This is a genomic window from Bacillus sp. 205(2023), assembly GCF_037027485.1.
Taxonomy (GTDB): Bacteria; Bacillota; Bacilli; order Bacillales; family Bacillaceae; genus Bacillus; species Bacillus halotolerans.
Window position 1 is genome coordinate 1,170,956 of record NZ_JAXCHF010000001.1, and the last position, 11,944, is coordinate 1,182,899.

9 protein-coding genes are annotated in these 11,944 nt (G+C 43.9%); all 9 read right to left on the bottom strand.

Annotation, left to right across the window (positions count from 1 at the left end; translation table 11 throughout):
• Positions 1 to 177: 177 nt before the first annotated feature.
• Positions 178 to 1,836 (bottom strand): ATP-dependent protease LonB, encoded by a 1,659-nt coding sequence (gene lonB / locus WA325_RS05995; RefSeq protein WP_105953474.1) that lies wholly within the window; start codon positions 1,834 to 1,836, stop codon positions 178 to 180.
• A 152-nt stretch (positions 1,837 to 1,988) separates the two neighbouring features.
• Positions 1,989 to 3,251, bottom strand: coding sequence for an ATP-dependent protease ATP-binding subunit ClpX (gene clpX / locus WA325_RS06000; protein WP_024122377.1), 1,263 nt, complete (start codon positions 3,249 to 3,251; stop codon positions 1,989 to 1,991).
• A gap of 271 nt (positions 3,252 to 3,522) precedes the next feature.
• Complete coding sequence (gene tig / locus WA325_RS06005) at positions 3,523 to 4,797, bottom strand: trigger factor (RefSeq protein ID WP_059293478.1); 1,275 nt, start codon at positions 4,795 to 4,797, stop codon at positions 3,523 to 3,525.
• A gap of 227 nt (positions 4,798 to 5,024) precedes the next feature.
• Positions 5,025 to 6,029: a DNA damage checkpoint antagonist DdcA gene (gene ddcA / locus WA325_RS06010; RefSeq protein WP_024122379.1), complete on the bottom strand. Its 1,005-nt coding sequence runs from the start codon at positions 6,027 to 6,029 to the stop codon at positions 5,025 to 5,027.
• A 121-nt stretch (positions 6,030 to 6,150) separates the two neighbouring features.
• Complete coding sequence (gene leuD, locus WA325_RS06015) at positions 6,151 to 6,750, bottom strand: 3-isopropylmalate dehydratase small subunit (protein WP_101861315.1); 600 nt, start codon at positions 6,748 to 6,750, stop codon at positions 6,151 to 6,153.
• Between the two features lie 12 nt (positions 6,751 to 6,762).
• Positions 6,763 to 8,181: a 3-isopropylmalate dehydratase large subunit gene (gene leuC / locus WA325_RS06020; protein ID WP_044154095.1), complete on the bottom strand. Its 1,419-nt coding sequence runs from the start codon at positions 8,179 to 8,181 to the stop codon at positions 6,763 to 6,765.
• A gap of 51 nt (positions 8,182 to 8,232) precedes the next feature.
• Positions 8,233 to 9,330 carry a 3-isopropylmalate dehydrogenase gene (gene leuB, locus WA325_RS06025; RefSeq protein WP_336183319.1) on the bottom strand — a complete coding sequence of 366 codons (1,098 nt, stop codon included), beginning with the start codon at positions 9,328 to 9,330 and terminating at the stop codon, positions 8,233 to 8,235.
• Positions 9,331 to 9,350: 20 nt separating this feature from the next.
• Positions 9,351 to 10,907 (bottom strand): 2-isopropylmalate synthase, encoded by a 1,557-nt coding sequence (locus WA325_RS06030; protein ID WP_336183320.1) that lies wholly within the window; start codon positions 10,905 to 10,907, stop codon positions 9,351 to 9,353.
• Positions 10,894 to 11,922 carry a ketol-acid reductoisomerase gene (gene ilvC / locus WA325_RS06035; RefSeq protein WP_024122384.1) on the bottom strand — a complete coding sequence of 343 codons (1,029 nt, stop codon included), beginning with the start codon at positions 11,920 to 11,922 and terminating at the stop codon, positions 10,894 to 10,896. The genes WA325_RS06030 and ilvC overlap by 14 nt, the downstream gene beginning before the upstream one ends.
• Positions 11,923 to 11,944: the final 22 nt, after the last annotated feature.

Here is an 11,944-nt window from a genome sequence, read left to right on the forward strand (position 1 = left end):
GACTGACACCTCCGTGACTTTAGTATGAACCATTATAATACAACTTTTTCATCCTTGTACAATAAACGGCATGGTTTCATTTTCTATAACACAGTCTCCTCGTAGTATACCCTTTCTTTCTGATCTGAAAAAGGAAAAGATGTCCTTCATGAAAAAAACCCTATTTTAAAAATAGGGTCAGACCGATTCTTTATTCATTTGCATGTTAAACGGTTTTTGTTCAGTAGGCGGGTTCACTAAAATTTCATCAAGCACTTCCTGGAACGTTTTCACCGCCACAATTTTGATTCCTTCAATCTGTTTTAAGATCGATTGCTGATTTTCATGCGGGATAACAACTTTTTTGGCACCGGACTGTTTTGCCGCTTTAATTTTCGGAATCACGCCTCCAATCGGTTTTACAAGTCCGTTTAGACTGATCTCGCCTGTCATGGCAACCGTGTTATCGATCGGAATTTTATGAACGGCTGAAAAAATTCCCGCCGCCATGGCAATACCTGCTGACGGCCCGTCAATCGGAATGCCGCCCGGAAAATTAATGTGGATATCATAGTCTGAAGGCTTCATTCCCATTGTACGCAGTACGGTTAGCACATTCTCAACCGAGCCCTTTGCCATGCTTTTCCGGCGAATTGATTTTGATTGGCTGCCGATGCTTTCTTCTTCTGCTATTCCGGTAATGTTAATTGACCCTTTATCCTGAGCCGGTGTTACGTTCACTTCGATTTCCAGCAGCGAACCGCTGTTAGGGCCATACACTGCAAGCCCGTTTACGATGCCGATTTGCGGTGCAGAGCCGATTTTCTGCTCGTGCTTAGGGGTAAGCTGGCTGGAATGAATGACCCATTCTATATCCTCAATGGTGATGTCCTTCCGATCTTCGGTTACCGCCATTCCCGCCGCGATTTGAATCATATTGACGGCTTCACGGCCGTTCCGCGTATAGCTGGTCAGTAAATCAAGCCCCTCTTCAGAAATATTCTTTTCAATCTTATCCACTGCTGTTTTGGCAACTGATTTCAGCTCATCTTTCTCAAGCTCGCGGAAAAATACCTCTAAACAGCGGGATCGGATTGCCGGAGGGATTTCATTGGGCATTCTTGTTGTCGCACCGATCAGACGAAAATCAGCTGGAAGCCCATTTTTAAAAATATCGTGAATATGGTTCGGTATTTGTGTATTTTCTTCGCTGTAATAAGCGCTGTCTAAAAAGACTTTCCGGTCCTCAAGCACCTTCAGCATTTTATTCATTTGAATCGGATGCAGCTCCCCAATTTCATCAATAAACAATACACCGCCGTGGGCATGCGTGACAGCCCCCTGCTTCGGCTGCGGAATACCCGCCTGTCCCATCGCTCCGGCCCCTTGGTATATCGGATCATGTACAGAACCAATGAGCGGATCGGCAATTCCTCTTTCATCAAATCGAGCCGTTGTCGCATCGAGTTCCACAAAAACAGCCTGCTCTTTAAAAGGTGATTGCTTATGTTTTTTAGCTTCCTCTAACACAAGCCTTGCAGCAGCTGTTTTTCCGACTCCCGGCGGTCCATAGACAATGACGTGCTGGGGATTCGGTCCGCACAACGCGGCTTTTAACGCTTTAATCCCGTCTTCCTGACCGACGATATCTTGAAAGCTTTTAGGGCGCACCTTTTCAGATAACGGTTCGGACAGGCTGATAGCCCGCATTTTGCGAAGCTGCTCCATTTCCTTCTTTGATTCCTTATCTATCGTGACTTTTTGTGTCCTTTGATTTTTAAGCAAATTCCAAAAATACAAACCAATGATAATCCCAAAAAACAGCTGAATAAATAATGCGATCCCTGTCCAACTCATGGTGGTCCCTCCTGAAAAACAATTTATGTATCCAATTCATTCCTCTGGTTGCTAGTATCTCCCACAAAAGAGGGGAATAAACGTTTTCCGGAAGAGTTTACACAACAAAAAAACCTCCTGATTGTTACCACTCAGGAGGTTCATTTTCATTTTTAAGCAGACGTTTTGTCTTGGCTAACCTCAGTACCGTCCTTTAACAAAAGGCGAGGCGGTTCTCCATGCGTTACAGTTGCCCCAGTAATCACACATTTTTCAATGTCATCACGGGAAGGCAGGTCAAACATCACATCAAGCATAATGCCTTCAATGATGGAACGGAGTCCGCGTGCTCCTGTCTTACGCTCAATTGCTTTTTTAGCAATTTCAGACAGCGCTTCTTCTTCAAACTCAAGCTCAACATTATCAAGCTCAAGCATTTTTTTGAATTGCTTCACAAGAGCGTTTTTCGGTTTTGTTAAGATCGCAACCAACGCTTCTTCGTCAAGCTTTTCAAGGCTTGCAATAACCGGAAGACGTCCGATGAATTCCGGAATTAATCCGAAACGGAGCAAGTCTTCTGGAAGCACTTTTGAAAGAAGGTCTTCTTTCTCCAGATCTGCAGCCTTATTATCTGAACCGAAGCCAATCACTTTTTGTCCTAAACGGCGTTTGATGATTTGTTCGATACCATCGAAGGCACCGCCGCAAATGAACAAAATGTTTGTTGTGTCAATTTGAATAAACTCTTGATGAGGGTGCTTACGTCCGCCTTGAGGCGGCACGCTCGCCACAGTTCCTTCAAGAATTTTCAGCAATGCCTGCTGCACGCCTTCACCTGACACATCACGTGTAATAGACGGGTTTTCAGACTTTCTTGCCACTTTATCGATTTCATCAATATAAATAATGCCTTTTTCCGCTTTTTCCACGTCATAGTCAGCAGCTTGGATGAGTTTCAAGAGAATATTCTCTACATCTTCACCTACATATCCAGCTTCTGTCAGGGACGTAGCGTCAGCAATCGCAAACGGCACATTTAAAATACGGGCTAAAGTTTGCGCAAGAAGGGTTTTACCGCTTCCTGTCGGGCCGATTAATGAAATGTTACTTTTCGAAAGCTCGACATCGTCCACTTTGCTGTTGGAGTTGATGCGTTTGTAGTGGTTATACACCGCAACAGCTAGTGATTTCTTCGCCTGATCCTGACCGATTACATATTCATTCAGAATTTCACGAATTTCCTGCGGCTTCGGCACATCTTTAAATTCTACTTCTTCTTCTGTTCCGAGTTCTTCCTCCACAATTTCAGTGCAGAGTTCGATACATTCGTCACATATATATACACCAGGTCCAGCTACAAGCTTACGAACCTGATCTTGTGTTTTTCCACAGAACGAGCATTTTAATTGTCCTTTTTCCTCGTTGAATTTAAACATTCTTTCACCCCTTAATCTTGTCTCACTTTTTCTTTTACCGGCAGAGCAAAAGAAAATGATTCTTGAAACGAAACGAGTATGTATTGCATTTTACCATACTTTCCAAAAAGACGGTAACATTGTGTTTCTGACTTGCACATTCTATATGTATGACAAAAAACAGCCTGCATTAACTATATTGCCCCAAGAAAAAGAGATATATCATAATTGTACAAAACAAGGCACGAATCATTCGCGCCCTGTTTTATTATTACTATTATTATGCACCATATTAACGGTTTTCTACAAGAAAATCAATTGCTTTGCGAACTTTTAAATCTTCTTTCATCGCGTCAGTAGAACCGATGGCTTGTTTGATATTTTCAACAGGCATGTTGTATGCTTCAGCCATTTTAGAAAGCTCAGCATCAACTTCCTCATCTGTTACTTCAAGGTTTTCCGCTTTCGCAATCGCCTCAAGAGTCAGGTTAGATTTTACGCGTTTTGCAGCATCTTCTTTCATTTGCTCTTTTAACGCAGCTTCGTCTTGGCCTGAGAATTGAGTGTAAAGCTCAAGGTTCATGCCTTGCATTTGAAGACGCTGTTCGAATTCTTTCAGCATGCGGTCAAGCTCAGTGTCGATCATCGCTTGAGGAACATCGATTTCAGCGTTTTCAGAAGCTTTCAGAACAAGCTCTTCACGCAATTTAGCGTCAGCTTCGTTTTCTTTTGCTTCTTCTAAACGTTTCTTCGTTTTTTCAGTCAATTCAGCAAGTGTTTCCACTTCTTCATCGATATCTTTTGCGAATTCATCATCAAGCTCAGGAAGCTCTTTCGCTTTGATTTCGTGAATTTTCACTTTGAAGACAGCTGGTTTGCCGGCAAGATCTTCAGCGTGGTACTCTTCAGGGAATGTTACTTCAACATCCTTCTCAGCACCTGCTTCAAGGCCAACTAACTGATCTTCGAAGCCAGGGATGAATGAACCTGAACCCACTTCAAGTGAATAGTTTTCAGCTTTTCCGCCTTCGAATGCTTCGCCGTCAACGAATCCTTCGAAGTCAAGAACAACTGTGTTTCCTTCTTCAACAGCGCCTTCTTCTTTTACAACAAGCTCAGCTTGACGCTCTTGAAGCGCTTTTAGTTCGTTTTGAACATCTTCGTCAGTTACAGCTGTGTCGTCTTTTTCGACGCCTAAGCCTTTGTATTCGCCAAGCTTCACTTCAGGTTTCACTGTTACTTTTGCAGTGAAGATTAAGCTTTCGCCTTTTTCGATTTTTTCAACATCGATTTCAGGACGGTCTACAGGCTCGATTCCAGCTTCTTCAACCGCTTTAGGGTATTCTACAGGAAGAAGAATATCCAAAGCATCTTGGTAAAGAGCTTCTACGCCAAAGCGCTGTTCGAATAAACCGCGTGGAATTTTCCCTTTACGGAATCCAGGAATTGAAACTTGCTTAACTACTTTTTTAAATGCATCATCAAGTGCCGTTTTAAATGTTTCAGCATCAACTTCAACCGTTAAAACGCCTTCGTTGCCTTCTTGTTTTTCCCATTTTACAGACATGTGTTTCCCTCCAAAAATCTATTCAGGTTGTGTCGGTCTTCCATTCTAAAGCAATCATTCGGCTTCGTCCATCAAAAACGAAGCTGCCAAAGATCAGAATCATTATGTATACATTTTAATAATGAACTGTAAAGCCTGTCCAACCGTATTTCTTATAACCCGTTATACACAAATACAACCATTATATTATAACATAACACATACCGCTTTCAACTATATGGCGTGATTTACAAATAAGAAATTTCTTCAATATCTTTAATCATTGTGCACGCTTCATCAAGTTCTCTGTCGGTAAACTCATACATCATATGCAGCTCTTCTCTTTCAATCTCAATCCCATGCATTTCATAGCCGACTTTATGCAGGGCCGCCGCCCAAAGATCTGCAGACAGCAATTTTGGCTGAAATGGATATAAAACATACAAATGTCTTCTCCACAGTTCTTCTACCGCTGCATACAGGGTTGGATTTTCATTCCCAAGCGTTTCATCCAGCACACGGAGAACGCGGTGCAAAATCGGGGAGGCGTCAGGCGGGACAGTCTCGCTCGGCTCGATTGTCATGGAGTCGCCGAATTTTGTAATGTGGACCGGTTTGCTGTAGTCGTGTTCCGCCATTAACATCACGATCATCGTCTTAATAATCGGGTGAGCAGCGGGATCTTCAAGAATTGTTTTTAACAGCCCCGTATACTTTGCTACATTGCGGTCTTTCAATGAATGGATCAAATTCATTTGTTCCTCTGGGCTGGCTAACACTTTCTCCGTGTCGATCACATCTTCATACTCTTCGGCCCAAGCCTCGTCTTCTCGCTCCGGGTCGGTCATTTTGCGGCTGAAATCAAGCAGTTTATAAAATTGCTCGGCGCTTTCCGCAGGCAGCTGATTTTCCTCCAGGACGGCCTCAATCGTGCTTTTTACTTCTTCGTATTTCTTAAGCTGAATTAAGATCGTCATGTATACTTGTAAAACCGTAAAATACTGGCCGTATCCTTCTTTCAGCATCTTTTCGCATACACGTTTTGCCTCTTCCAATTCGCCCAGCTCCAAAAAGCAAATGGCCATGCCCAAGTGAAGATCTGATTCAGTATCATCATATTTCATTGCTTCTGAAAACAGTTCCAGCGCCTCTTGATACTTTTTCTCCTTCAGCGAGGACATTCCTTTTTCCACCAGACGGTCTTTCAAATGAGGAAAAGGAATAATTTTTGCGTTTTTCTTGTCATGCGTCATACCTATATTCCTTTCAGGCATTTATTTTGTTCAAGTGTATCAACACCCGTACACAAAAACAAGAAAGGAAAGGTTCTGCCAGACAAAAAAAGCTGCCGGACAAATTGCCGGGCAGCTTTTTTTAAGCTTGTAGCCATGAACTTCTCTGCGACTCAAATTGCTTGATTTCATCTTCAAGTAAAAGCGTTAATGAAATTTCATCATAGCCGTTGATCAGCATTTCTTTCCAATGCGGATCGACTTCGAATGAGATCTGATTGCTTTCGCTGTCGTGAATAAGCTGATTTTCAAGATCGACTGTCATTTGCAGTGACTGATTTTCGTATTGTCCGACAAGCTTTTTCCAATTGTCATACGGCATGCGAATCGGCAGCATACCGTTTTTAAAGCAGTTTTGGTGGAAAATATCAGCAAATGACGGTGCGATAATGATTTTAAAGCCGTAATCATCAAGCGCCCACGGAGCGTGTTCACGCGATGACCCGCAGCCGAAGTTTTCTCCCGCTATTAAAATGGACGCCCCTTCATAAGCCGGCTGGTTCAGTTCAAATTCCGGGTTCGGTTCACCATTCGCATCGTATCTCCAGTCAAAGAATGCAAAACGGCCGTAGCCCGTTCTTTCAATTCTCTTTAGAAATTGTTTCGGAATGATCTGGTCTGTATCAACATTAATACGATTTAATACGGCCGCTTTCCCCGTATGTGTTTTCAAAGGTTCCATCTCGTGCACTCCTTACACAACTGTTTTTTCCTGATAAAACTTTCTGACATCCACGAAATGGCCGTGAATGGCGGCCATCGCAGCCATCGCAGGGCTGACGAGATGTGTTTTCGCGCCTTTTCCTTGTCTGCCCTCAAAGTTACGGTTAGAGGTTGACGCACAGCGCTCTCCTTCAGGAACAACGTCATTATTCATGCTCAAACACATGCTGCAGCCTGATTCTCTCCATTCAAATCCAGCGTCTAAGAAGATCTGATGAAGCCCTTCCTTTTCAGCCTGAAGTTTTACGCTCTGAGATCCAGGCACGACGATTGCTCTAACACTTTCAGCCACCTTTTTCCCTTTGATCATATCGGCAGCCTGGCGGAGGTCAGTCATGCGTGAATTTGTACAGGAACCGATAAATACGTGCTCCACTTTGATGTCTTCAATTTTCTGATGAGGAGTCAGCCCCATATATTCATAAGCGCGAATCGCTTCTTTTTTGTCGTCTTCCGCTGAAAAGCTTTCCGGCGCCGGAACTTCCGAATCGACAGGAAGAACCATCCCCGGGTTGATACCCCATGTCACCATAGGGGAAATTTCATTGCCGTCAAGCACAATTGATTTATCGTAAACAGCGCCTGGATCAGTGCGCAGTGCTTTCCATTCTGCTACGGCTTTATCAAATTCTTCTCCTTTTGGCGTATACTTGCGGTTTTTGCAATATTCAAATGTCACTTCGTCAGGCGCAATCAAACCTGCTCTTGCTCCGGCTTCAATTGACATGTTGCAAACGGTCATCCGCTCATCCATCGTCATGTTTCTGAATACTTCCCCAGTGTATTCAATAACGTAACCGGTGCCGAATTTCACACCGTATTTACCGATAACAGCAAGAATGACATCCTTTGCCGTTACCCCTTTTTGCAGTGTCCCGTCTACACGCACCTCAAGCGTTTTCGGGCGCTGCTGCCAGAGTGTCTGTGTAGAAAGAACATGCTCAACCTCACTCGTTCCGATTCCGAATGCCAGGGCGCCGAATGCACCGTGAGTTGAAGTATGGCTGTCGCCGCATACGATCGTTTTTCCCGGAAGCGTTAAGCCAAGCTCAGGCCCGACTACATGAACAATCCCCTGATCTACGCTGTGAAGATCGGCAAGGCGTACGCCAAACTCTTCGCAGTTCCGCTCAAGCGCTGTCACTTGGCGTTTCGCAACTTCATCCGTTATCTCAAAGCGATTGACGGTTGGAATGTTGTGATCCATCGTTGCGAATGTATTTTGCGGTCTTCTGACCTTTCTTCCCTTTTGTCTCAACCCTTCAAATGCCTGAGGGGATGTCACCTCATGGATGAGATGCAAATCAATATAGAGAAGATCCGGTTTTCCCTCACCATGTTTTACAATATGCTGATCCCAAATCTTTTCGATGATCGTTCGAGGCATCATCTTTATTTCCTCCCTCTACCTATGAACTAAGACCGCTTACACCATAAGCTGTCACACGTTAGAAATTGTATTTTCACTCATTAATGCCGTCTTTACTTCCTCTGTAATAGCCTGAGTGCTGCTGTATTCTTCGCCTCTTGCCAAGTCTCTTGTTCTTTTTCCGGAAGTAAGAACCTGATTGACTGCATCTTCTACAGCTTTCGCTTCTTCTTCAAGCCCGAAAGATGTTCTCAAAAGCATTGCCGCTGATAATATCGCCGCGAATGGATTTGCCATCCCTTTCCCTGCTATGTCAGGTGCTGAGCCGTGTACAGGCTCGAACAGATGGAGTCCTGAGCTTGATAAGCTGGCTGACGGAAGCATTCCGAGAGAACCTGTTAGCATGGACGCTTCGTCGCTTAAAATGTCACCAAACATATTTTCAGTCACCACGACATCAAATTGATTCGGTGCATAAATCAGCTGCATAGCCGCGTTATCAACGAGCATATGCTCAAGTTTCACATCAGGATAGTCTTTTGCGACGTCTTCAGCCACTTCCCGCCACAGCCTGCTTGATTCAAGAACGTTCGCTTTATCAACAGAGGTAACCTTGCCTTTTCTGGCAGCCGCCATTTTAAAGCCTTCTCTGATCACGCGTTCAATTTCTTCCCTCTTATAAAACAGTGTGTCTACCGCTTCTTGCTCACCTTCACTGTTTACATAGCGTTTGCTCGGCTGGCCGAAATACAAACCGCCTGTCAGTTCACGAACGATAACGAAATCAACGTTATCAATATATTCTTTTTTCAAAGGCGAAGCGTCAGAAAGGCTTTCAAACACTTTCACAGGCCGTAAATTCGCAAACAGGTCAAGCTGTTTTCTAATGCTGAGCAGACCTTTTTCGGGTCTCAGCTCCGAAGGGTTTTGATCCCATTTCGGGCCGCCGACAGCACCAAGCAAAATAGCATCAGCCTTTTTACAAATCGCAATGGTTTCCTCTGGGAGAGGGTCGTTGTGTTCGTCAATTGCCGCTCCTCCAATAAGGCCGTATTCATATTCAAATTCATGGCTGAAGCGTTCGGCAACACTTTTCAGCACGTCTGTCGCTGATTCTAATACTTCAGGGCCGATCCCGTCTCCGGGCAATAGAGCAATCCGTTTCTTCAAATTAACCGTTCTCCTTTCTTTTATGATCCGACAACTGTATGGTTTTGCAGTCCGTTCATATTAGACTGGAAAACCAATTGACGGTTGACTGCGTTCAGATAGGCTTTCGCCGAAGCTTCTAATACGTCTTGCGCTATGCCCCGCCCTGCTGATTCTTTTCCGTTTACTACTACTCTTACATAAACCTGGGCAAATGCGTCTTCGCCTTTTCTATTGGACTGAATGCGGTAGTCTAAGAGCTCCACATCTTTATCAATACAGCGTTCAAGGGTATTGTATATCGCTTCCACGCTTCCGGCTCCTGTTGCCGCTTCCTGAATAAGCTGGGCGTTTTCTTGATTTTTCAAAGAAACCGTAGCCGTAGGGACCTGAGATGTTCCATAATGGACTTGCAGAGAAAGAAATTCATACCCAATCTTGCGGTCTGTTACTTTTTCTTCTAAAATAAGAGAGACAAGATCCTCATCAGTGATTTCTTTTTTCTTCTCAGTCAACTCTTTAAACATCGTAAAGAACTTATTAATCTCTTCACTATCAAATTGGAATCCCAATGCAGTCAGCCGGTCTTTAAATGCATGGCGTCCTGAATGCTTGCCTAGGACAAGCGCATCTGCCGTTACACCGACAAGCTCTGGTGAAATAATTTCGTATGTTGATTTTTCTTTTAAGAAGCCGTCCTGGTGGATGCCTGATTCATGAGCAAATGCATTGTCGCCCACTACCGCTTTATTTCGAGGAACAGCCATACCTGTGAACTTGCTTACTAAATCACTAGTGCGTTTTATTTCATTTAGCGTAATGCCTGTTTCGACTTGATAGAAATCTTTTCTGATATGAAGGGCAACTGCAATTTCCTCTAATGCAGCATTTCCGGCTCTTTCACCAATTCCGTTAATCGCACATTCAATTTGATCAGCGCCATTTTCGATCGCTGAGAGAGAATTGGCGACTGCCATTCCCAAATCATCGTGGCAGTGAGCTGACAGCTTCGCTTGATGAATGTTCGGAACGTTCTCTTTCATATATTTAAAGATATTCCCGTATTCTGCCGGAGCCAAATAGCCGACTGTATCCGGAAGGTTGATGACACTGGCCCCTGCGTCAATCACTTTTTCTACGATTTCCGCTAAAAACGGCAGTTCAGTTCGGCAGGCATCCTCAGCAGACCATTGAACAATCGGGAAACGCTCTTTTGCGTATTTCACCATTTCAACCGCTCTTTCGATGACCTGTTCACGCGTCATTTTCAGCTTGTGTTTTAAATGAATGTCCGATGTGGCAATGAATACGTGAATTCTTGGCTGAGCACCGTCTTTTAACGCTTCCCATGCAGCATCAATATCAGCTTTTACACAGCGGGCAAGACCTGTCACAGAACAATTTTTTATGGTTCTTGCGATTTCCTGCACAGCTAAAAAGTCACCTCGGGACGAAGCGGGAAATCCCGCTTCAATGATATCTGCCCCGAGTCTTTCGAGCTGCTTTGCTATGGCAAGTTTCTCCTGTGTATTTAAGTTTACTCCAGGGGATTGTTCACCATCACGAAGCGTCGTATCGAAAAAATTAATTTTGCGCAACGGAGACCACCGCTTCCTTCTTCTTGCCTTGTTTGACAAACGGCATCATTTCACGAAGCTTTCTTCCCACCACTTCGATTTGATGTTCGTTTTCGCTCGTATTTATTGCGTTGAAACGAGGGCGGTTTACTTGGTTTTCTACGATCCATTCTTTTGCAAATGTTCCGTCTTGGATGTCTTTTAAGACTTCTTTCATTGATTCTTTTACTTTTGCGTCTACAACACGCGGTCCGGATACGAAATCTCCCCATTGAGCAGTATCAGAAATAGAGTATCTCATGCCTTCCAAGCCTTCTTCATACATAAGGTCAACGATCAATTTCAGCTCATGAAGACATTCAAAGTATGCAAGTTCCGGCTGATAACCAGCTTCAGTTAATGTTTCAAATCCAGCTTTTACAAGGGAAGTTAATCCTCCGCAAAGTACAGCTTGCTCACCGAACAGATCCGTTTCTGTTTCTTCTTTAAATGTCGTTTCCAAAACGCCTGCTCTTGCTCCGCCGATTCCTTTTGCATATGCCAAAGCTTTATCTTTCGCTTCACCTGTCACATCTTGATAGATCGCGAACAACGCCGGTACGCCTGCTCCTTGCTCATATGTTCTTCTAACCAAATGTCCAGGACCTTTAGGCGCTACCAAGAATACGTCAACATCTGCCGGTGGAACAATTTGGTGGAAATGAACGTTAAATCCGTGAGCGAAGACCAATGATTTGCCTGCAGTCAGCTCATCTTTGATTTCAGCTTCATATACTTTTTGCTGCTGTTCATCCGGAAGAAGAACCATAATGATCTCAGCTTGAGCCGCAGCTTCTTTTACTGAAAATACTCGATGTCCGTCTTCTTGCGCCTGAGTGAAAGATTTTCCTTGTCTGACACCGACAATCACGTCAATTCCGCTTTCTTTCAGGTTCAGCGCGTGTGCATGCCCTTGTGAGCCATAACCGATAATCGCTACTGTTTTCCCAGCCAATACGTTCTCTTTGATATCACCGTTATAATATACTTTTACCATTTCAATCTCTCCCTTGTTTTGT